The organism is Pseudomonas gozinkensis (assembly GCF_014863585.1).
Taxonomy (GTDB): domain Bacteria; phylum Pseudomonadota; class Gammaproteobacteria; order Pseudomonadales; family Pseudomonadaceae; genus Aquipseudomonas; species Aquipseudomonas gozinkensis.
Genome location: NZ_CP062253.1, coordinates 5,234,249 through 5,254,702, shown reverse-complemented (window position 1 = coordinate 5,254,702; position 20,454 = coordinate 5,234,249). Strand labels below are relative to the sequence as shown.

At 61.1% G+C, this 20,454-nt stretch carries 19 protein-coding genes; 7 read left to right on the top strand and 12 right to left on the bottom strand.

What is annotated here, in order from left to right; genetic code table 11:
- The first annotated feature begins 32 nt into the window (after positions 1–32).
- The 3 genes from IHQ43_RS23330 to IHQ43_RS23320 are packed head-to-tail and all read left to right on the top strand — an operon-like array spanning position 33 to position 1,632.
- The gene (locus tag IHQ43_RS23330) at positions 33–458 is read left to right on the top strand and encodes an NUDIX hydrolase (RefSeq protein WP_192562265.1); all 426 of its coding nucleotides are present in this window, start codon (positions 33–35) and stop codon (positions 456–458) included.
- A gap of 23 nt (positions 459–481) precedes the next feature.
- Complete coding sequence (locus IHQ43_RS23325) at positions 482–1,120, top strand: LysE family translocator (RefSeq protein WP_102687195.1); 639 nt, start codon at positions 482–484, stop codon at positions 1,118–1,120.
- A gap of 2 nt (positions 1,121–1,122) precedes the next feature.
- Entirely contained in the window at positions 1,123–1,632 is a 510-nt protein-coding gene (locus IHQ43_RS23320) for a GNAT family N-acetyltransferase (RefSeq protein ID WP_192562264.1), read from the top strand.
- Positions 1,633–1,745: 113 nt separating this feature from the next.
- Here IHQ43_RS23320 and metR read toward each other — a convergent pair whose 3' ends face one another.
- Positions 1,746–2,663, bottom strand: coding sequence for a transcriptional regulator MetR (gene metR / locus IHQ43_RS23315; protein ID WP_011335758.1), 918 nt, complete (start codon positions 2,661–2,663; stop codon positions 1,746–1,748).
- A gap of 111 nt (positions 2,664–2,774) precedes the next feature.
- Between metR and metE the strand changes: the two genes are divergently transcribed.
- Together metE and IHQ43_RS23305 are read left to right on the top strand one after the other, a co-directional pair.
- On the top strand, positions 2,775–5,087 hold the full coding sequence (metE, locus tag IHQ43_RS23310) for a 5-methyltetrahydropteroyltriglutamate--homocysteine S-methyltransferase (protein WP_192562263.1): 2,313 nt from the start codon (positions 2,775–2,777) through the stop codon (positions 5,085–5,087).
- Positions 5,088–5,217: 130 nt separating this feature from the next.
- Positions 5,218–6,252 (top strand): alpha/beta fold hydrolase, encoded by a 1,035-nt coding sequence (locus IHQ43_RS23305; RefSeq protein WP_192562262.1) that lies wholly within the window; start codon positions 5,218–5,220, stop codon positions 6,250–6,252.
- Position 6,253: 1 nt separating this feature from the next.
- Here the strand turns inward: IHQ43_RS23305 and IHQ43_RS23300 are convergent, their stop codons facing one another.
- The 11 genes from IHQ43_RS23300 to IHQ43_RS23250 all read right to left on the bottom strand — a co-directional run bounded on the left by IHQ43_RS23300 (position 6,254) and on the right by IHQ43_RS23250 (position 18,740).
- Positions 6,254–6,583 (bottom strand): GlpM family protein, encoded by a 330-nt coding sequence (locus IHQ43_RS23300; RefSeq protein WP_192565048.1) that lies wholly within the window; start codon positions 6,581–6,583, stop codon positions 6,254–6,256.
- Positions 6,584–6,603: 20 nt separating this feature from the next.
- Positions 6,604–7,932 (bottom strand): two-component response regulator AauR, encoded by a 1,329-nt coding sequence (gene aauR / locus IHQ43_RS23295; RefSeq protein WP_192562261.1) that lies wholly within the window; start codon positions 7,930–7,932, stop codon positions 6,604–6,606.
- Positions 7,929–9,842 carry a two-component sensor histidine kinase AauS gene (gene aauS, locus IHQ43_RS23290; RefSeq protein WP_192562260.1) on the bottom strand — a complete coding sequence of 638 codons (1,914 nt, stop codon included), beginning with the start codon at positions 9,840–9,842 and terminating at the stop codon, positions 7,929–7,931. The genes aauR and aauS overlap by 4 nt, the downstream gene beginning before the upstream one ends.
- Before the next feature lie 158 nt (positions 9,843–10,000).
- Entirely contained in the window at positions 10,001–10,735 is a 735-nt protein-coding gene (locus tag IHQ43_RS23285; RefSeq protein WP_007953170.1) for an amino acid ABC transporter ATP-binding protein, read from the bottom strand.
- Positions 10,732–11,403, bottom strand: a complete 672-nt coding sequence (locus IHQ43_RS23280; RefSeq protein WP_007953172.1) for an amino acid ABC transporter permease — start codon at positions 11,401–11,403, stop codon at positions 10,732–10,734. The genes IHQ43_RS23285 and IHQ43_RS23280 overlap by 4 nt, the downstream gene beginning before the upstream one ends.
- Entirely contained in the window at positions 11,403–12,149 is a 747-nt protein-coding gene (locus IHQ43_RS23275) for an amino acid ABC transporter permease (RefSeq protein WP_192562259.1), read from the bottom strand. Before IHQ43_RS23275 ends, IHQ43_RS23280 begins: the two co-directional genes overlap by 1 nt.
- Positions 12,150–12,343: 194 nt before the next feature.
- Positions 12,344–13,258 (bottom strand): glutamate/aspartate ABC transporter substrate-binding protein, encoded by a 915-nt coding sequence (locus tag IHQ43_RS23270; RefSeq protein WP_011335750.1) that lies wholly within the window; start codon positions 13,256–13,258, stop codon positions 12,344–12,346.
- A 340-nt stretch (positions 13,259–13,598) separates the two neighbouring features.
- Positions 13,599–15,137, bottom strand: a complete 1,539-nt coding sequence (gene glpD / locus IHQ43_RS23265) for a glycerol-3-phosphate dehydrogenase (RefSeq protein ID WP_192562258.1) — start codon at positions 15,135–15,137, stop codon at positions 13,599–13,601.
- 319 nt (positions 15,138–15,456) lie between these two features.
- Positions 15,457–16,212 (bottom strand): DeoR/GlpR family transcriptional regulator, encoded by a 756-nt coding sequence (locus IHQ43_RS23260; protein WP_007953179.1) that lies wholly within the window; start codon positions 16,210–16,212, stop codon positions 15,457–15,459.
- 95 nt (positions 16,213–16,307) lie between these two features.
- Entirely contained in the window at positions 16,308–17,810 is a 1,503-nt protein-coding gene (gene glpK, locus IHQ43_RS23255; protein ID WP_192562257.1) for a glycerol kinase GlpK, read from the bottom strand.
- Positions 17,811–17,888: 78 nt separating this feature from the next.
- Positions 17,889–18,740 carry an MIP/aquaporin family protein gene (locus IHQ43_RS23250; RefSeq protein ID WP_085610878.1) on the bottom strand — a complete coding sequence of 284 codons (852 nt, stop codon included), beginning with the start codon at positions 18,738–18,740 and terminating at the stop codon, positions 17,889–17,891.
- 360 nt (positions 18,741–19,100) lie between these two features.
- Between IHQ43_RS23250 and ybaK the strand changes: the two genes are divergently transcribed.
- Positions 19,101–19,571: a Cys-tRNA(Pro) deacylase gene (gene ybaK / locus IHQ43_RS23245; RefSeq protein WP_007953184.1), complete on the top strand. Its 471-nt coding sequence runs from the start codon at positions 19,101–19,103 to the stop codon at positions 19,569–19,571.
- An 89-nt stretch (positions 19,572–19,660) separates the two neighbouring features.
- On the top strand, positions 19,661–20,443 hold the full coding sequence (locus tag IHQ43_RS23240; protein ID WP_192562256.1) for a PhzF family phenazine biosynthesis protein: 783 nt from the start codon (positions 19,661–19,663) through the stop codon (positions 20,441–20,443).
- Positions 20,444–20,454: the final 11 nt, after the last annotated feature.

Below are 20,454 nucleotides of genomic sequence, written 5' to 3'. Positions count from 1 at the left end.
CTTGCCGTTTTTGAGTCAAAGGCTTGCCGTTCATGTCGACCACAAATAATTCCGCCATTCGCATTGCCGCCGCATTGCTGCTCAACCCCGACGGCCAGACCCTGCTGGTGCGCAAGCGCGGCACCACGGCGTTCATGCAACCGGGCGGCAAGATCGAGGCCCATGAACTGCCGGTGCATGCGCTGGCCCGTGAGCTGGAAGAAGAGCTGGGGCTGGTGATCGATCCGGCGCAGGCGAGCTTTCTCGGCCAGTTTTCGGCCCCAGCCGCCAACGAGCCGGGATTCGTCGTGCAGGCCGAGATCTTTCAGCTGACCATCGACGCCGAAGTCTCTCCGGCCGCCGAGATCGAAGAGGTGATCTGGATCGACCCGGCCACCGACGGCGATGTGATTCTCGCCCCATTGACACGTGACCTGATCCTGCCGTTTTATCGAGCCTCGCTGACCGCGATCGCCTGATCATTCGTGCAAAGGACTTCGTCATGATCCCGCTTCAAGACCTGCTGATTTTTGCCGCCGCCGCACTGCTGATGGTCCTGACACCGGGGCCGAACATGATCTACTTGATCTCGCGGTCGATCTGTCAGGGGCGCCGCGCCGGGGTGACCTCGCTGCTTGGCGTGGTGGCGGGGTTCTTCGTGCATCTGTTTGCGGCGGCCGCCGGGTTGACTGCAGTGTTTCTCGCCGTGCCGATGGCCTATGAAGTGTTGAAGTGGGCCGGTGCTCTGTACCTGCTGTGGCTGGCCTGGCAAGCGGTGAAACCCGGCGCCCGCTCGCCGTTCGAGGCGCAGCAGTTGCCGGCGGATTCCTCGCGCAAACTGATCACCATGGGCTTTCTCACCAGTGCGCTGAACCCGAAAATTGCGGTGTTTTACCTCTCGGTATTTCCGCAATTCATTTCGCCAGAGCACGGCTCTGTGTTCACTCAAAGCATCATTCTCGGCCTGACCCAGATCAGCGTCAGTTTCTGCGTCAACCTGTTGATCGCGTTGTTCGCGGCGGGTATCGCGTCGTGGTTCGTCAACAACCCGACCTGGCTGGCGGCGCAGCGTTATTTCATGGGCTTCGTGCTGGGTGGTCTGGCGGTGCGGCTGATGCTTGAACAGCGCAAGGCCGCCTGAACATGTGGATCGAACGGCTGGACGCCAGTCATGCGCTGGCCTATCGCGAATTGATGCTGGAAGCCTATGACCGGCATCCGCAGGCGTTCACCTCCAGTGTGCGCGAACGTGCAGTGATGCCGCTGAGCTGGTGGGAATCACGCCTGACCAGCAAGCTCGACGCGCTGTTCGGCGCGTTCGACGACGGCCGGTTGGCGGGCATCGTCGGCCTGGCGTTCGAGCCTCGGGAGAAGGCCCGGCACAAGGCAACGGTATTCGGCATGTATGTGTCGGCTGAGTTTCGTCAGCGCGGGTTGGGGCTGAAATTGATGGAAGCGGTGCTGGGTGAAGCGCAGCAGCATCCGGCGCTGAAAGTCATTCAACTGACGGTCACCGCTGGCAACGACGCGGCGTTCAATCTGTACCAGCGCTGCGGCTTCATCCAGTTCGGCCTCGAGCCGATGGCGGTGCGAGTCGGCGAGGACTACTTCGACAAAATCCACATGTGGCACGCTCTCCGGGAACACTTATAACTTTGTGGGAGCGAGCTTGCTCGCGATGACTGACTGTCAGGCGCTTAGAGGATGACTGACAGATCGCTATCGCGAGCAGGCTCAATCCTGCAATGATTTGAGGTGTCCGCAGATCAACGAACCGCGCTGACCCCGTCCAGGGTCGAGAACGACGTGTCCTTGGCCGTCAGCAGGAAATCGCGCATGTACGGCGCGTCCAGCATGTCGGCGCGGATCGCCGCGTACAGCGTGGCAAACAGACCTTTCTCGCCCAGCCGCTTGCCCTTCACGTAACCCCGCGAGCTGTATTCATGCAGCGCCCAGTGCGGCATGCCGCACACGCCACGGCCGCTGGCTACCAGTTGCATCATCATCACCGTCAGCTCTGACGTGCGTACCTGTGCCGGTTCGATGTCGGCCGGTTCGAGGAAGCGGGTGAAGATATCGAGGCGGTCACGTTCCACCGGATAAGTGATCAGGGTTTCGGTCAGCAGGTCTTCGGGGACGATGTACGGTTTGCTCGCCAATACGTGCTGATTGGCGACCGCGAGCATGGCTTCGTAGGTGAACAGCGGCACGTAGGTGATGCCGGCGATTTCCAGCGGGTCGGACGTCACCACCAGATCCAGATCGCCCCGGGCCAGCGCCGGCAGCGGGGCAAATGAGAAACCCGAGGCGAGGTCTAGCTCGACTTCCGGCCACGCATCGCGGAACTGGTCGATGGTCGGCATCAGCCACTGGAAGCAGCTGTGGCATTCGATGGCCATGTGCAGACGCCCGGCGGTGCCCCCGGCCAGACGCCCGATGTCGCGTTCGGCGGCGCGCAGCAGCGGCAGGGTCGCGTCGGCCAGTTGCAGCAGGCGCAGGCCGGCGCTGGTGAAGCGCACCGGTTTGGTCTTGCGCACGAACAACGGCATGCCCATGCGTTCTTCCAGCTCCTTGAACTGGTGGGACAGCGCCGACTGGGTCAAGTGCAGGCGGTCGGCTGCATCGACCAGGCTGTCGGCTTCGCGCAGGGCATGCAGGGTTTTCAGGTGACGGATCTCAAGCACCGCTGGCTCCGTGAGGAAAATTTGTGATCAACACGAAAAGGTTGAGTTTGTCTCATGTTGTCCTGGCTGTCGACAATGGCGCCATCTTTTACGCAATGGAGAACACTCGACATGGCCGTGGCCCACACCCTTGGTTTCCCGCGCATCGGCGCCGACCGCGAACTGAAAAAGGCCCTCGAAGCCTGTTGGAAAGGCGATCTCGATCAGGCCGCTTTGAATCAGGTCGGCCGCGAGCTGCGTGCCAGACACTGGCAATTGCAGAAGGACGCCGGCATCGACCTGCTGCCGGTCGGCGACTTCGCCTGGTACGACCAGGTGCTGACCCACTCGCTGACCTTCGGTGTGATCCCCGAGCGCTTCGACGCTGTGCGTGACGAGCGCGGCCTGCCGACCCTCGATACGCTGTTCGCCATGGCCCGTGGCGCCACGTCGTCCTGCTGCGGCGGTGAGCACGGCAAGACCCAGTACGCGCAAGAGCTGACCAAGTGGTTCGACACCAACTACCACTACCTGGTCCCGGAATTCACCGCCGACCAGCAATTCAAGTTGAGCTGGGAACAGCTGTTCGATGAAGTCGAAGAAGCCAAGGCCCTCGGTCACAACGTCAAACCGGTGATCATCGGCCCGCTGACTTATCTGTGGCTGGGCAAGGCGAAAGGCAACGACTTTGACAAGCTCGATCTGCTTGAGCGCCTGCTGCCGGTCTATAACGAGATCCTCGGTCGCCTCGCCGCACAGGGCGTGGAGTGGGTGCAGATCGACGAACCAATCCTTACGCTGGACCTGCCGCAAGCCTGGAAAAGTGCGTTCGAACGCGCCTATCACATCCTTCAGTACTCGCCGCTGAAAAAACTGGTGGCGACCTATTTCAGCGGCCTGCAAGACAACCTCGGCCTGGCCGTCGGCCTGCCGGTACAAGGTCTGCACATCGACGCGGTGCGTGCGCCCGATCAGCTCGGTCAGGTGCTTGATCGTCTGCCGACCTACAAGATTCTTTCGGTGGGTCTGGTCAACGGGCGTAACGTCTGGCGCTGCGAACTGGAGCAGGCGCTGGCGCAGTTGCAACCGGCGCAGGAGCGTTTTGGCGACAACCTGTGGGTCAGCAGTTCCTGCTCGTTGCTGCACAGTCCGGTGGATGTCGAGCGCGAAGACAAGCTGGATCCGGAACTGAAAAGCTGGCTGGCATTCGCCGTGCAGAAATGCGCCGAAATCTCCGTGCTGCGTGATGCGCTGAATGATCCACAAGCGCCGAGAGTACAAAACGCGCTGGCCGAAAGTCGCGCCATTCAAGAGAGTCGCGCCCGCTCGCCGCGCATTCACAAGGCCGCCGTGCAGGCCCGGATCGAGGCGATCAATGCCAGCGACAGCCAGCGCCATTCGCCGTTCGCCAAACGCATCGCCACGCAACAGGCGCGTCTGAAATTGCCGGCGTTCCCGACCACCACCATTGGCTCGTTCCCGCAGACTGGCTCGATTCGTCTGGCCCGTCAGGCGTTCAAGCAGGGCAAGTTGTCGGCCAACGACTACCACGATGCCATGCGCAGCGAAATCCGCCACGCGGTACAGGTGCAGGAACGTCTGGGCCTCGATGTGCTGGTGCACGGTGAAGCCGAGCGCAACGACATGGTCGAGTACTTCGCCGAGCAGCTCGACGGTTACCTGTTCACCCGCTTCGGCTGGGTCCAGAGCTACGGTTCCCGTTGCGTGAAACCGGCGGTGATATATGGCGACCTCAGCCGTCCGAACGCCATGACCGTGGACTGGATCACCTACGCCCAGAGCCTGACCGACAAGGTCATGAAAGGCATGCTGACCGGCCCGGTGACCATGCTGATGTGGTCGTTCCCCCGTGAGGACGTATCGCGCAAAATCCAGGCGCAACAATTGGCGCTGGCCCTGCGTGACGAAGTGGTGGACCTGGAAAACGCCGGAATCAAGATCGTGCAGATCGACGAAGCCGCGTTCCGCGAAGGCCTGCCGCTGCGCCGTGAACAATGGCAGGAATACCTCGACTGGGCCGTGCAGGCGTTCCGCCTGACAGCGTCGGGGGTGAAGGATGAAACCCAGATTCACACCCACATGTGCTACAGCGAATTCAATGACGTGATCAAGGCGATCGCCGACATGGACGCCGACGTGATCACCATCGAAACCTCGCGTTCGGACATGGAGTTGCTCGAAGCCTTCGAAGCGTTCGACTACCCGAACGACATCGGCCCGGGCGTCTACGACATCCACTCGCCGCGCGTGCCGGACACCGCCGAGATGGTCAAGTTGATGAGTAAAGCGGTCAAGCGCATCCCGGCGCAGCGCCTGTGGGTCAACCCCGATTGCGGCCTCAAGACCCGCGCGTGGCCGGAGACCGAAGCGGCGCTGGTCAACATGGTGGCGGCGGCGCGACAGTTGCGCAGTCAGTTGGCGTAACGGCAGCACCGGATGAAGAGTGCCGACCGCTCGGCACTCTTCATCAAACTGTCATCGAACTGTGGCAGCGCGCTTGAACAAACTTCATCAGACTCGCGCTCTACTGGGGTTCTGCGTTTCGGTGTTTTTCATGTTCAAGGGATTTTTTGCAATCTCGGCGTTGTTGGCCGCGGTTTTTTTCGTTCCGGCGTCCTATGCGGCGTCGCGTTGCGACGTCAATGTACCGACCGAACGGGTCGATCTGGAGCAGGTGAGCCTGGCGTACCAGAGCATCGGCCGTGCGTCGGACCCGGCGCTGTTGCTGGTGATGGGGCTGGGCGGGCAGTTGATCCACTGGCCCGATGAAGTGGTGGTCGCGCTGTGTCAGCAGGGTTTTCGGGTGATCCGTTATGACAACCGCGATGTCGGTCTGTCGACCTGGCGCCAGACGCCGGCCGAAGCCAACCTGACCTTTGAGGTGCTGCGATACAAACTCGGTCTGCCGGTGGCGGCGCCTTACAGCCTGACCGACATGGCCGGCGATGCGCTGGGCCTGATGGACGCGTTGCACGTCGAGCAATTCCACGTGCTGGGCGCGAGCATGGGCGGGATGATCGCCCAGCACATGGCGGCGATGGCGCCGCAACGGGTCGAGAGCCTGACGCTGATCATGACCAGTTCCGGCGCCGAAGGGTTGCCGGCGCCGAGTGCGGCGTTGGTGCAATTGTTGTCACGGCGTGGCGCCCCCAATCGCCAGATCGCGCTGGAGCAACAGGCTGATCTGCTGGCGGCGCTGGGCAGTCCGACGGTCACTGATGATCGCCAGGCGTTGCTGCATCAGGCGGCACTGTCCTATGACCGGGCGTTCAACCCCGAAGGCGTGAAGCGCCAGATCATGGCGATCCTCGCCGAACCGAGCCGGGTGGCGTTGCTCAATCAACTGCGCGTCCCGACCCTGGTGGTGCATGGCACGGCCGATCCGTTGTTGCCGGTGATGCACGGCGTGCATCTGGCGGCGCACATTCGTGGTAGTCAGCTGCGGCTGATTCCAGGGCTGGCGCACCGCTTTCAGGAAGCGTTCAAGGAGCCGTTGCTGGCGGCGGTGTTGCCGTATCTGCGTGAGCATCGCGAAGACACGTCGCACTGGGCGCAGATCGAACCGGTGGCGGAACACAACCTGCTCTGACTCAGGCGTGAAGCCGTACCCACACCGACACCAGCACGGTCGCCGCCATCAGCCACGCCACGGCCGCGACCGCCAGCGAAGCTTCGAGGCGCATGCGGTCGACCATCACGTACAGCGTTGCCAGATAGACGAAGTACGGAATGATCGACCACATGCCGAAGACGATGGTGGTCTTCAGGTCGTCGACCGAACGGCCCTTGCCGACGATGTAGTGGGCGATCAGGGCGAAGGTCGGGAACAGCGGCACCAGCCCTGCGATGTAGTAGTTCTTGGTCTTGGCCAGCATGGCGAGGATCACCACCACTGCCGCACCGAGCATTGCCTTGAAAATCAGATCCACGTCGTTCTCGCTTAATGGCTTAGCCCGTATTTTTTCACTTTGTCGAACAGCGTGGTCTTGGCCATACCGAGTTCCAGGCTGGCCTGGGTCAGGTTGCCGCCGCTGCGTTGCAGGGCATCACTGAGCAGGTTGCGTTCGAACGCTTCCACTGCTTCGGCGAACGCCAGCCCCTGACCTGCGTTACCCGCGCCGGATTTCTTGAACGCCGGCAAACCGAGGGCAAAACGCTCGGCGACGTTGCGCAGTTCCCTTACGTTGCCCGGCCAGTCGTGGCTCATCAGGCTCGACAACGTCTGGTTGTCCAGCTCCGGCAGCGCGCGGTCGAAACGCAGGGCCGATTGCTGGGTGAAGTGTTCGAACAGTTGCAGGATGTCTTCGCGGCGTTCGCGCAGGGGCGGCAGTTCCAGCGTCACCACGTTGAGGCGGTAGTACAAGTCGCTGCGAAATTCCCCGGCCTTGCTCGACTCGTCGAGGTCGGACTTGGTCGCCGCAATCACCCGGCAATCCACCGCCACGCTCTGGTTCGAGCCGAGGCGTTCGAGGGTGCGTTCCTGCAATACCCGCAGCAGTTTGATCTGCAACGGCAGCGGCATGCTTTCCACTTCATCGAGGAACAGCGTGCCGCCGTCGGCGTGTTCGATCTTGCCGATCCGCCGTTTGCCGGCGCCGGTGAAGGCATTGGCCTCGTGGCCGAAGATTTCGCTTTCGAACAGGTTTTCCGGCAGGCCACCGCAGTTCAGCGCGACGAACTGTTTGGTGTGGCGGCGGCTGAAATCGTGCAGGCAACGGGCGACCAGTTCCTTGCCGGTGCCGGTCTCGCCTTCGATCAATACGTTGGCCGAGGTGTCGGCGACGTTGGCGATCAGCTCGCGCAGGTTCTGCATGGCCGGCGAGCGACCGATGATCCGCCCTTCAAGGGAATCGCGTTCGGCCAGTTGCCGGCGCAGGGAGGAGACTTCGCGATTCAGGCTGCGTTGCTCCAGCGCACGCCGGGCCACATCGACCAGACGCTCGGGGGAGAACGGTTTCTCCATGAAGTCGTAGGCGCCTTTCTGCATCGCGCCGACCGCCATGGAGATGTCGCCGTGGCCGGTGATCAGCACCACAGGCAGGCTGCGGTCGCGTTGCTTGAGCCGGGTCAGCAGTTCCAGACCGTCGATGCCCGGCAGGCGAATGTCGCTGATGACGATCCCGGCGAAGTTGTCGCCGACCTGCTCCAGCGCTTCTTCGGCACTGCCGACGCCGATGCACGGGATGTCTTCCAGGGTCAGCGCCTGCTGGCAGCCGAGCAGCACATGGGGATCGTCTTCGACGATCAGCACACTAAGGTCGTTGTTCATATTGGCTCGGCAGGAGTAGGGCTTACCAACGGTAAACTGAGGACGAAGGTGGTACCACCGCTGGCCGGGTGTTCGACACCCAGATGCCCGCCGGTGGCGGCGGCCAGGCTGGCCGACAGGGTCAGGCCGAGGCCCAGGCCCTGTTCGCCGGGTTTGGTGGTGAAGAACGGTTCGAACAGGTGCTTGCGCGCTTCGGCGTCGATGCCGTGGCCGTTGTCGCGCACCCGCAGGCGATATTTGCCGTTGAATTCTTCGCCTTCCAGCCACAGCTCCGGCAGCGGTTGCGTCTGCATGGCGTCGAGGGCGTTGCCGATCAGGTTGACCAGAATCTGTTCCAGGCGCGTCTGGTCGATCTGCACCTGCACATCGTCGAACTGGCGATGCAGTTGCAGGGAGGCACTTTCGACACGGGCGCCGAGTACTTGCAGCGCGGCATCCACTGCTTTGCCGAGGCTGGCGCGGCCCTTGTCGTCGCCGCGCCGGGCGAATGAGCGCAGGCTGGCGGTGATCCTGCCCATGCGGTCGATCAGGTCGTTGATGGTCTTGAGGTTGGTACTGGCGACATCGAGCTGGCCGCGCTCAAGGAAGCGAATGGTGTTGCCCGACAGCGTGCGCATTGCTGCCAGCGGCTGATTCAGTTCGTGGGCGATGCTGGTGGACATCTGGCCGATGGCCGCGAGTTTGCCGGCCTGCACCAGTTCGTCCTGGGCGCGGCGCAAAGTCTCTTCAGCCTGACGCCGTTCGCGGATCTGACTCTTGAGCCGGTCGTTGCTGGCGCGCAGGTCGGCGGTGCGTTCGGTAATCCGACGCTCCAGTTGATTGTTGGCTTCCTGCAGGGCTTCCCGGGCGGCGAGGCGGGTGGCGATGACCTTGCGCCGCTCGTTCCAGGCAATCAGCAGGAACGCCACCAAGGCAAACGCCACGGCCACCAGAATCCCCTGATTGATCGCCTCGCGCCGCAGATCCTGCAACGGCGTGAGCAGGGTGAAATTCCACGGGGTGTCGCTCAACGGCCGGGTTTGCGCCAGGTAGCTGATGTTTTCTTCATCGCCATCCTGTTGGCTCGGCACTTCGCTGTTGGCCGGGAAGGTGAGTTTTTCCACGCCTTCGGACAGGGTTTCCCGGGCCAGCGGTTGCAGCTCGTTCAGCGGAAACCAGTAGTACTGCAGGCTGCGGGCGAGTTTTTCCTTGATCTCGTCACTCAGCGGTATGACCGATTTCAGACGCCGGGCCGGATCGCTGGAGAGAATGATGATGCCGTTTTCATCGCTGACGAACGCTTCCAGTCGCGCCCGCTGCCAGCGTTCTTCCATGGCTTCCAGGCGTACCTTGACCACCGCGACGCCGATGATCTTGCCGTGTTCTTCGAGGCCGTGAGCCAGGTAATAACCGGGCTCGCCGTTGGTACTGCCGATCCCGTAGAAACGTCCGGGCTGGCCGCGGATGGCGTTCTGGAAGTAGGCGCGGAACGACAGGTCCTCACCGAGGTAACTGTCGACGTCGCGCCAGTTGCTGGTGGCCATGACGCGGCCGGTGGTGTCCATGACATAGATGGCCCGACTGCGGCTGCGCCGGTTCAGGCCTTCAAGGTAATCGTTGACCGTTTGCCGGTGTTCCGGGGTCGGGTCGTCCAGCAACTGCGAAACGCTCGATTCGAGTTCCAGCAGGCTGGGCAGGTAGGTGTATTTGCTGATCTCGCTTTCGACCGCGCGGGCGTGCAGTTCCAGCTGGCGCTGGCCGTTTTCGCCGAGGCTGCGGATGCCGAAATGTTCACTGGTCCAGAAACCGATGTAACCCAGTCCGATCATCAGGGCGATGACCAGCGGCGGCAGGAACAGGTGGCGGATCAGACGGGGTTTCACGGCAAGTGATGGCGGCGTGGCGCGATAGAGAGTGGGGTCGCATTTCATCACAGATGCCTTGGGTCAACCACAACACTTACCTCAGAGCTGCCACTGCCCCTGTGGGAGCTGGCTTGCCAGCGATAGCGGTCTGTCAGTCGAGATCATCGACAACTGACAGGGCCTCATCGCGGGCAAGCCCGCTCCCACCGGGATCACAGTGTTTTTTAGTGCTGCAGGATTTTCTCGAGGAAATGCTGCGCGCGTTCGGAGCGTTGGCTGATGTCGCCAAAGAACTCTTCTTTCTTGCAGTCTTCGATGATCTTGCCGGCGTCCATGAAGATCACGCGGTCGGCCACTTTACGGGCGAAGCCCATTTCGTGGGTCACGCACATCATGGTCATGCCTTCGTGGGCCAGTTGCACCATCACGTCGAGCACTTCGTTGACCATTTCCGGGTCCAGCGCCGAGGTCGGTTCGTCGAACAGCATGACGATCGGGTCCATCGCCAGCGCACGGGCAATTGCCACACGCTGTTGCTGACCGCCGGACAACTGGCCCGGGTGCTTGTGGGCGTGAGCCGACAGGCCGACGCGCTCGAGCAGTTGCAGGCCTTTCTTGGTCGCTTCCTCCTTGCTGCGGCCCAGCACCTTGATCTGCGCGATGGTCAGGTTTTCGGTGATGGTCAGGTGCGGGAACAGTTCGAAATGCTGGAACACCATGCCGACGCGCGAGCGCAGTTTCGGCAGGTTGGTCTTCGGATCGGCAATCGACGTGCCGTCGACCACGATGTCGCCTTTCTGGAACGGCTCCAGTGCGTTGACGCACTTGATCAGGGTCGACTTGCCCGAACCGGACGGGCCGCAGACCACGATCACTTCACCCTTTTTGACCTCGGTGCTGCAATCGGTCAGCACCTGGAAGTCCCCATACCACTTGTTGATGTTCTTGATAGAGATCATACGGCGAACCTTTTTTGCAGACGCTTGACCAGCACCGAGGCGGCAAAGCTGATGGTGAAGTACACGAGACCTGCGAAGATCAGGAACTCATTCGAGCGGCCAATGATGTCGCCACTGGCGCGCGAGGCGTTGAGGAAGTCCACCAGACCCACGGTGTAGACCAGCGAGGTGTCCTGAAACAGGATGATGCTCTGCTGCAGCAGCAGCGGGGTCATCTTGCGGAACGCCTGGGGCAGGATGATCAGGCGCATCATCTGGCCGTAGGTCATGCCCAGTGCCTGGGCGGCACCCATCTGGCCTTTCGGGATCGACTGCACGCCGGCCCGGACGATTTCACAGAAGTACGCCGCTTCGAACATCATGAACGCCACGATGCACGAGGTGAACGCGCCGATCGGGGTGTCTTCGCCGGTGATCCAGCGCAGCACGAACGGCACTGCCAGGTAGAACCAGGTGATCACCAGCAGCAGCGGGATCGAACGGAAGTAGTTGACGTAGGCGCCGGCGATGCTCGACAGCAGTTTGCTGTGGGACAGGCGCATCAGCGCGAGGATGGTGCCGAGGATGATCCCGCCGACCACGCCCAGCGCCATCAGCTTGAGGGTCATCAGCATGCCGTTCCACAGGCCGGGAATGGCCGGAACGATGCCACTGAAATCGAATTCCATTATTTACCCCCCACGGAGATCAGGCCGGGCACGGCGACTTTCTTCTCGACCATGCGCATCAGCAGCATCAGGCTCATGTTGAGGGTGAAGTAGATCAGGGTCGCCAGGGTGAAGGCTTCAAACAGGTTGGCCGAGAATTCGGCGGTCTGTTTGGTTTGCGCCAGCAGTTCCATCAAACCGATCAGGGACGCCACGGAGGAGTTCTTGAACACGTTCAGGAATTCCGAGGTGAGCGGTGGAATGATGATCCGGTAGGCCTGGGGCAGCAGCACGTTCCAGTAGATCTGCGGCAGCTTGAAACCCATGGCGCGGGCGGCGGATTCCTGACCGCGTGGCAGCGCCTGGATACCGGTGCGAACCTGTTCGCAGACACGGGCGGCGGTAAACAGGCCCAGGCAGACGACAACGCTCAGGTAGGCCGAGGTGGTCGGGTTCAGGTCCTGCTTGTACCACTCCTGCAGATCCGGCGGCAGCAGATCGGGCACCAGGAAGTACCAGATGAACAGCTGAACCAGCAGCGGCACGTTACGGAACAGTTCGACGTAGCAGGTCGCGATGCCCGACACGATGCGGTTCGGCACGGTGCGCATGATGCCCAGCAGCGAGCCGAGCAGCAGGGCGATGATCCAGGCCACGATGGCGATGGCGATGGTCCAGCCCAGACCGGAGATGAACCAGTCGAGATAGGTCTCGCTGCCCACGCCGGTGGACTTGAAGAACACGCTCCAGTCCCAGTTGTAATTCATTAGGGTCTCCCCTTGATTCGATCAATGTACAAGTGCCCGCCTGGGGAAGCTCCGTTCCCGCCCTGATTGTGAAAATCAGGCACACGCGATCGGCTCGACAGCCACCGGTTCGAGTGTTTCCAATAAGTGCCAGCAGGGAGTGACCATCCCCTGAAAAGGCAGGCGCCTTCTCAGGGGATAAGGTTAGTCAGAAATCAGGATTTCTTGTCGTCAGCCGCTTTGTCGGTCGGATTGGCGATCAGGGCCTTGAGCTCGTCGCTCATCGGGAAGTTCAGGTTCAGGCCTTTTGGCGGAATCGGCTGCATGAACCATTTTTCGTAGATCTTGTTGATCTCGCCCGAGGCGTAGGTTGCCTTGATGGCGTCGTCGACAGCCTTTTTGAACGGCTCGTCGCCTTTGCGCATCATGCAGCCGTAGATTTCGTACGACTGTGGAGTACCGGTGACGGCCCAGTCGGAGGCTTTCTTGGCTTTGGCAGCTTCGCCGGCCAGCAGGGCGTCGTCCATCATGAACGCAACGGCACGGCCCGACTCCAGCATCTGGAAGGATTCACCGTGGTCCTTGGCGGAGATCACGTTCATGCCCATCTGCTTGTCAGCGTTCATCGCCTTGAGGATGCGCTCGGAAGTGGTGCCGGCGGTGGTCACGACGTTCTTGCCTTTCAGGTCGTCGAAATCCTTGTACTTGGAGTCAGCCTTGGACAGCAGGCGGGTACCGATTTCGAAGATGCCGACGGAGAAGTCGACCTGTTGCTGACGCTCGACGTTGTTGGTGGTGGAGCCGCACTCGACGTCCACGGTGCCGTTCTGCACCAGCGGGATACGGGTCTGCGAGGTGACGAGGTTGTATTTGACCTGCAGGTTTGGCAGGTCGAGGTCTTTCTTGATCGCTTCGACGATGGCCAGCTGGATATCGTGGGAGTAGCCGACCGGCTTGCCGGAAGCGTCAGCGATGTAGGAGAAAGGAATGGAAGCGTCACGGTGGCCCAGGGTGATGACGCCGGACTCTTTGATCTTCTTAAGGGTGCCGGTGAGTTCGGCAGCGAAAACTGGTGTGCTGATCAGAGCGGCAGCAATGGCTGCGCCCAGGATATGGGGAACGATGCGCATCAAATTTTCCTCGACATTGTTTTTTTTATGGAGCCGGTTGAGCGGGCCCTTTTGTGCTTCGAATGCCTGACGGCTCCTGGTGTGTTGGCGCAACAGGCATTCGTCGAAGGAGTGTAGAGCATGAGTCGTGCCAGACCAGTCGATACAGTTCAATGCATTGATTTATAACGTTATTAAAGTTTTGTGATGGTGTTTTTTCGTGAATCTGATCCGGTTAACCGAATTGACTGCCAGGTCGCGTTCGGAAAACCGAACATCCTTATTGCAGCTTGTTTCAGCCTGAATGAAAAAAGCCCCTGAATCTTTCGATTCAGGGGCTTTTTGTTCAATGACGAATGGATCAGGCCGCTTCGATCCTGCTGCGGTTCTGCTCGACCTTGTTCAGGTACGCCGCCAATCGCTCTTGCTCGTCCGCCGTGGTGAACAGGCCCAGTTTGCTGCGACGCCACAGAATGTCGTGTGCCGTGGTGGCCCACTCTTCGGTGCACAAGTAATCGACTTCGCGGGTGTAGAGCCCGCCGCCAATGTGTTCACCCAGGTCGGCCAGAGTGTCGACGCCTTCGAGCATGCGCCAGGTACGGCTGCCGTAGGTGGTGGCCCAGCGGCGAGCGATTTCGGTCGGTACCCAGTCGAACTTGTCGCGGATCAGCGCGCTCAAGGCCTGCGGGGTGGTCATGTCTTCGCCGCCGGGCAGGGTGGCGGTGGCCGTCCAGCTCGGGCGCATCTGGGTGAAGAACGGCATCAGCTGCGCCATCGCCGACTCGGCGAGTTTGCGGTAGGTGGTCAGCTTGCCGCCGAACACCGACAGCAGCGGCGCTTCTTCGGTGCTGCCGGACAGTGCAAGTGTGTAGTCGCGAGTCACGGCCGACGGGTTGTCGGATTCGTCGTTGCACAGCGGACGCACGCCCGAGTAGGTGTGCAGGATGTCGTCACGGCTGATCTGCTTCTTGAAGTGGGCGTTGACCACTTTCAGCAGGTAATCGGTTTCGCCATCGGTGATGGCCACTTTGGCCGGATCGCCGGTGTACTCGCGGTCGGTGGTGCCGATCAGGGTCAGGTTGTTCAGGTACGGAATGGTGAAAACGATGCGCTGATCTTCGTTTTGCAGGATGTGCGCGTGATCGCCTTCGTACAGCTTCGGCACGATGATGTGGCTGCCCTGGATCAGACGGATGCCGTACGGCGATTCCATCTTCAGGTCGTCACGGATGAACTTGGCGACCCACGGGCCGGCCGCGTTCACCAGCGCTTTGGCGGTGATCGAAAACAGGCTGCCGTCGGCGCGTTCCAGGTTCAGGTGCCACAGGCCCTTGGCGCGGCGGGCGCTGACGCAACGGGTCTGGGTGTGAATGTGCGCGCCTTTTTCACGGGCGGCCATGGCGTTCAGTACCACGAGGCGGGCGTCGTCGACCCAGCAGTCGGAGTATTCGAAGCCTTTGCTGATTTCGCTTTTCAGTGCGCTGTCGGCACCGAACTTCAGGCTTTTCGAGCCCGCCAGTTTTTCGCGCTTGCCGAGGTGGTCATAAAGGAACAGGCCCGCGCGGATCATCCACGCCGGGCGCAGGTGCGGGCGGTGCGGCAGCACGAAACGCATTGGCTTGACGATGTGCGGGGCCTTGGCCAGCAGCACTTCGCGTTCGGCCAGGGCTTCGCGCACCAGACGGAATTCGTAATGTTCGAGGTAACGCAGGCCACCGTGGATCAGCTTGCTGCTGGCCGAGGAGGTGTGGCTGGCCAGGTCGTCCTTTTCGCAAAGGAACACCGAAAGACCGCGACCGGCGGCATCCGCTGCGATCCCCACGCCATTGATCCCGCCGCCGATGACGGCGATATCGTAGATCTCGGAGATAGGGGGCGTACGCAAGGTAGATGTAGACATCGGCTGGCCTCGGGCTCTTTTGATTTTCTGTCTTGGAAATCGAACATGAATGTTCATTTGCGAAAATGGTAGCCCATAAAGACGCGCGCAGCCAGTCGACTTCGATTGAAAAAACTCATCGAAGGACCGAGAAAGGAAAATATTCGAACATGAAATGCGCGTTAGAGCGCGGATGGGGGCGCTTGTGAGATCGCTTTCGCGGGCAAGCCCGCTCCCACAGGACTTTCGTCGTTCACAGAGCTGATGAACGCCACAGGCACTGTGGGAGCGGGCTTGCCCGCGAAGGCGCCAGTACAGGCGCTGAGGATGTAAGGAGGGGTTAAACGACTTCCAGGCGAATCTTGTGCTGGCTCAGCAGTTGCGCCAGGGCTGGCACTGGCTGCTGGTCGGTCACCAGGCAATCGATCAGGCTGATCGGGCCGAGGCGGATCATCGCGTTACGCCCGAACTTGCTGGAGTCCGCCGCCAGGATCACCTGACGGGCATTGGCGATGATCGCCTGTGACACCCGCACTTCCTGGTAATCGAAATCGAGCAGGCTGCCGTCTTCGTCGATACCGCTGATGCCCACCAGTGCAAAGTCGACCTTGAACTGGTTGATGAAGTCCACGCTCGCCTGCCCCACCACGCCCCCGTCGCGACGCACGTTGCCGCCGGTGAGCAGCACATCGAAATCATCCTTGGCACTGAGCATCGAAGCGACGTGCAGGTTGTTGGTGATGATCTTCAGGTGGCTGTGATTGAGCAGGGCGCGGGCAATCGATTCGGTGGTGGTGCCGATGTTGATGAACAGCGAGGCGTGATCGGGAATCTGCGCGGCGATGGCTTCGCCGATGCGTTGCTTTTCATCGCGCATCTGATCGGCGCGCATCGCGTAGGCGGTGTTTTCGACGCTGGAATCATAGGCGGCGCCGCCGTGGTAGCGACGCAGCAGATTGGCTTCCGCCAGCTGATTGATATCGCGGCGGATGGTTTGCGGGGTAACAACGAACAGCGTGGCCATTTCCTCGATGCTCACATAGCCGCGTTCGCGGACCAGCTCGAGGATTTGCTGCTGACGGGGAGGCAGATTCATGGGGCTTCCTTTGGGCTGCCGTGCAAAATTTGCCCATGATGCCGCAGGAATCTCCTCCCTACCAGTTTCCAGCCTTAGTCAGTCCTCAGACTGGCTTATTCAGCGTCTTCACGTTCCCAGTCGCGGGTACGGCTGACGGCTTTTTTCCAGCCTTTATAGAGCTTCTCTTTTGCCGCCTCGTCCAGGCTCGGTTCGAACTCGCGCTCGATCACGGCCTTGCCGCGCAGTTCTTCCAGGCTGCCCCAGAAACCGCATGCCAGACCGGCCAGATAAGCTGCGCCCAGCGCCGTGGTTTCGCGCATTTTCGGACGCTCGACCTGGGTGCCGAGGATGTCGGCCTGGAACTGCATCAAGAAGTTGTTCGCCACGGCGCCACCGTCCACGCGCAGGGCTTTCAGGCGTTCGCCGGAGTCCTGTTGCATGGCGTCGAGGACGTCGCGGGTCTGGTAGGCAATCGATTCCAGCGCAGCGCGGATGATGTGATCCACGCGCACGCCACGGGTCAGGCCGAACAGCGCGCCACGGGCATACGGGTCCCAGTAAGGTGCGCCGAGGCCGGTGAAGGCTGGCACCAGGTACACGCCGTTGCTGTCTTTCACTTTATTGGCGAAGTATTCGGTGTCGTGGGCGTCGTTGACGATTTTCAGTTCATCGCGCAGCCACTGTACGGTCGAACCACCGTTGAACACCGCGCCTTCCAGGGCATAAGCCACTTCGCCGCGCGGGCCGCAAGCGATAGTGGTGAGCATGCCGTGTTGCGATTTGACCGCTTTGTCGCCGGTGTTCATCAGCAGGAAGCAACCGGTACCGTAGGTGTTTTTCGCCTGGCCCGGCTCGACGCACATCTGGCCGAACAGTGCAGCCTGCTGGTCGCCGGCGATACCGCCGATGGCGATGCCGCTTTTGGTACGGCCGTAGATTTCCGAGGAGGCTTTGACTTCCGGCAGCATTTCGCGCGGGATGTCGAGGATCTCCAGCATCTTCGCGTCCCACTCCAGCGAGTGGATGTTGAAGAGCATGGTGCGCGAGGCGTTGGTGTAGTCGGTGACGTGGACCTTGCCGCCGGTGAATTTCCAGATCAGCCAGCTGTCGACGGTGCCGAACAGCAGTTCGCCGTTGCGCGCACGTTCGCGGCTGCCTTCGACGTTGTCGAGGATCCACTTCAGTTTGGTGCCGGAGAAGTACGGGTCGGTGACCAGGCCCGTGGTGTCGCGGATGTAGTCTTCATGACCGTCGCGCTTGAGCTGCTGGCAGATCTCGGTGCTGCGGCGGCATTGCCAGACGATCGCGTTGTACACCGGGCGGCCGGTGGTCTTGTCCCAGACTACGGTGGTTTCACGCTGGTTGGTGATACCGATGGCGGCGACCTGGTCATGGTGCAGGCCGGCCTGGGCCAGCGCTTCGACCATTACCGCGCTCTGGGTGGCGAAGATTTCCATCGGGTCGTGTTCGACCCAGCCAGCTTGCGGGTAATGCTGGGCGAATTCGCGTTGTGCGGTGCAGACCACGTTCGCGTCGCGGTCGAAAATGATCGCCCGGGAGCTGGTCGTACCCTGATCGAGGGCAATGATGTAGTTCTTATTCTGAATGTCGGTCATGTCGATTGCCTTGGACGAAATAAGGGAGAGTGGGCCGTGGCGCGGGCTCTAAAAGGGCAGGAGCCCGCGCCGACTGTTTCAAGAAGTTCTTGGTTTGCCGTCAATGGCCGGTTCTGCATCCTTTGTAGCAGGTGTGGCGCCGGTCAGGTGACGGGCAATCAGCCCGCGATACCCGGCAGCGCCGAGGCAGGCACCGACAATCGGTGCAAAAATCGGAATCAGGAAGTACGGGATTTCGCGTGCGCCGGTGAAAGAAATTTCACCCCAGCCGGCGAAGAAAGTCATCAGTTTCGGACCGAAGTCCCGGGCCGGGTTCATCGCGAAACCGGTCAGCGGGCCCATCGAGCTGCCGATCACGGCAATCAGCAGACCGATCAGCAGTGGCGCCAGCGGGCCTTTCGGCAGGCCGTTGTTGTCGTCGGTCAGGGACATGATCACGCCCATCAGGATCGCGGTGATGATCATCTCGACCAGAAACGCCTGCGCGGTCGACAGCGCAGGGTTCGGGAAGGTGGAGAACACCGACGCCAGTTCGAGGCTGGCTTCAGTGCCACGAACCATATGGTGAGTTTGTTCGAAATCGAAGAACAGGTTGCTGTACAGCGTGTACACCAGCAGCGCGCCGCAGAAGGCGCCGGCGATCTGGGCCAGAATGTAGAACGGCAGTTTGCGCTTTTCGAAGTCGGCGAAAATGCTCAGGGCGATACTGACGGCAGGGTTCAGGTGCGCGCCGGAAACGCCGGCGGTGAGGTAGATCGCCATGCTGACGCCGACGCCCCAGATGATGCTGATTTCCCACAGGCCGAAGCTGGCGCCCGCGACCTTGAGCGCGGCGACACAACCCGTACCGAAAAAGATCAGGAGTGCAGTACCCAGAAACTCGGCCAGGCACTGGCTCGAGAGCGAAGGTTGCTGTAACGCAGTTGTCATTGAAAACCTCGGTTTTTGTTGTTGTCTGGCGCGCTGCCGACAGGGCAAGGCGCGATTTTCGCCGAGGCAGGATCCCCATCCTGTTCCCGGTTTACTGCTGGGTGCTGCGATGACGATAATTCTTACATTATTCAGATTCGAAAAAATATAGACAAGAAACAAACCTGTCAAAGGTCGAAAGTGAACCGTCAGTCACAAATAAACTATCAGTCATGTGAATGATCCTGCGGGCTACCCGTTCTGCACGAATGTTATCGGCCTGCAAACCCCGGGAAACGTGGCGCGTGATAGAGCCTTTTGCACAGCGATGGCCTAAAATCCGCCGCAGGATTTTTTGTCACTGCCGAGCCCGGAGCTGCCATGACCCCTGCGTTGGACTTGTTGAAAAAAGTTCGTGCCGAACATCGCGTGCACAGTTACGAACATGACCCGAAGGCCGCGTCGTATGGGCTGGAGGCCGCGGAAAAGCTGGGACTCGATCCGGCGCAGGTGTTCAAGACGCTGCTGGCGGCCAGTGAAAAGGGTGAGTTGCTGGTGGCGGTGGTGCCGGTCGTCGGAAGTCTCGACCTCAAGGGGCTTGCCCACGCCGCCGGGGTGAAAAAAGTCGAAATGGCCGACCCGGCCGCGGCGCAACGTTCCACCGGTTACCTGTTGGGCGGCATCAGCCCGCTGGGGCAGAAAAAACGCCTGCGTACCTTCATCGATAACTCGGCCCAGCCTTTTGCGACCATTTATGTCAGCGCCGGTCGGCGCGGGCTGGAAGTGGAGCTGGCGCCGGCGGTATTGGCGGAACACACCCAGGCGAAATTTGCCGACATCGGTCGCCCTTGACGTCTGTATGAAGAAAATTGGCCGGCACTGTCACTGGCGCTGATCCGGCCGGCGCTGCATGCTCGTTCGACTGACACAGGGAGAAGGTTATGCAGCTCGAGTTTCATCAGGTCGACGCGTTCAGTGATCGGCCGTTCAGTGGCAATCCGGCAATGGTCTATCGGCTCGACGCGTGGCTCGCGGACGAACTGATGCAGAAGATCGCCGCCGAGCACAATCTGGCGGAAACCGCGTTTCTGGTGCGCGAGGGGCAGGCGTGGCACATCCGCTGGTTCACGCCGACCACCGAGGTGCCTCTGTGTGGTCACGCGACACTCGCCAGCGCCTATGTGTTGTTCGAGATCTATAAGGAAACGGCCGAGCGTCTGGATTTCACCTGCAAGTCCGGGCCGTTGAGCGTCAGCCGCGAAGGCGACAGGCTGTGGCTGGATTTCCCGGCCATCGAAGCGGTGGAGAAAGGTGTCACCCTGGAGATCGAGCGTGCGCTGAATGTCCAGGCAGTGGATGTTCTGAGTTCCAATGAGCTGTTCGTGGTGCTGGAGTCGGAGCAGGCGGTGCTCGATTGCCAGCCGGACATGGTCGCCCTCGCCAAGCTGCCGTGGTTGGGCGCGATCATCACCGCGCGGGGTAATCAGCATGACTTCGTCTCGCGCTATTTCGCCCCGGCGATTGGCATCAATGAGGACCCGGTGACCGGCTCGACCCATTGCAGCCTGATTCCCTACTGGTCGAAACGTCTGGGCAAATCCAGCCTCACTGCATGCCAGCGTTCGGCGCGGGGCGGTGAGTTGTTCTGTCGGCTGGAAGGCGAGCGGGTGAAGATCGGCGGCAATGCGACGCTGGTGGCCAGCGGCACATTGATGCTGGGCTGAAGCCAAAAAAT

What these genes read in the sequence shown, in the direction of transcription:
- glpK (WP_192562257.1), bottom strand. Translation starts at nt 17,810, where the DNA reads ATGACCGACATTCAGAATAAGAACTACATCATTGCCCTCGATCAGGGT.
- metE (WP_192562263.1), top strand. Translation starts at nt 2,775, where the DNA reads ATGGCCGTGGCCCACACCCTTGGTTTCCCGCGCATCGGCGCCGACCGC.
- aauR (WP_192562261.1), bottom strand. Translation starts at nt 7,932, where the DNA reads ATGAACAACGACCTTAGTGTGCTGATCGTCGAAGACGATCCCCATGTG.
- IHQ43_RS23325 (WP_102687195.1), top strand. Translation starts at nt 482, where the DNA reads ATGATCCCGCTTCAAGACCTGCTGATTTTTGCCGCCGCCGCACTGCTG.
- glpD (WP_192562258.1), bottom strand. Translation starts at nt 15,137, where the DNA reads ATGTCTACATCTACCTTGCGTACGCCCCCTATCTCCGAGATCTACGAT.
- IHQ43_RS23260 (WP_007953179.1), bottom strand. Translation starts at nt 16,212, where the DNA reads ATGAATCTGCCTCCCCGTCAGCAGCAAATCCTCGAGCTGGTCCGCGAA.
- IHQ43_RS23320 (WP_192562264.1), top strand. Translation starts at nt 1,123, where the DNA reads ATGTGGATCGAACGGCTGGACGCCAGTCATGCGCTGGCCTATCGCGAA.
- IHQ43_RS23330 (WP_192562265.1), top strand. Translation starts at nt 33, where the DNA reads ATGTCGACCACAAATAATTCCGCCATTCGCATTGCCGCCGCATTGCTG.
- aauS (WP_192562260.1), bottom strand. Translation starts at nt 9,842, where the DNA reads ATGAAATGCGACCCCACTCTCTATCGCGCCACGCCGCCATCACTTGCC.
- IHQ43_RS23275 (WP_192562259.1), bottom strand. Translation starts at nt 12,149, where the DNA reads ATGAATTACAACTGGGACTGGAGCGTGTTCTTCAAGTCCACCGGCGTG.
- IHQ43_RS23250 (WP_085610878.1), bottom strand. Translation starts at nt 18,740, where the DNA reads ATGACAACTGCGTTACAGCAACCTTCGCTCTCGAGCCAGTGCCTGGCC.
- IHQ43_RS23285 (WP_007953170.1), bottom strand. Translation starts at nt 10,735, where the DNA reads ATGATCTCTATCAAGAACATCAACAAGTGGTATGGGGACTTCCAGGTG.
- IHQ43_RS23270 (WP_011335750.1), bottom strand. Translation starts at nt 13,258, where the DNA reads ATGCGCATCGTTCCCCATATCCTGGGCGCAGCCATTGCTGCCGCTCTG.
- IHQ43_RS23305 (WP_192562262.1), top strand. Translation starts at nt 5,218, where the DNA reads ATGTTCAAGGGATTTTTTGCAATCTCGGCGTTGTTGGCCGCGGTTTTT.
- ybaK (WP_007953184.1), top strand. Translation starts at nt 19,101, where the DNA reads ATGACCCCTGCGTTGGACTTGTTGAAAAAAGTTCGTGCCGAACATCGC.
- IHQ43_RS23240 (WP_192562256.1), top strand. Translation starts at nt 19,661, where the DNA reads ATGCAGCTCGAGTTTCATCAGGTCGACGCGTTCAGTGATCGGCCGTTC.
- IHQ43_RS23280 (WP_007953172.1), bottom strand. Translation starts at nt 11,403, where the DNA reads ATGGAATTCGATTTCAGTGGCATCGTTCCGGCCATTCCCGGCCTGTGG.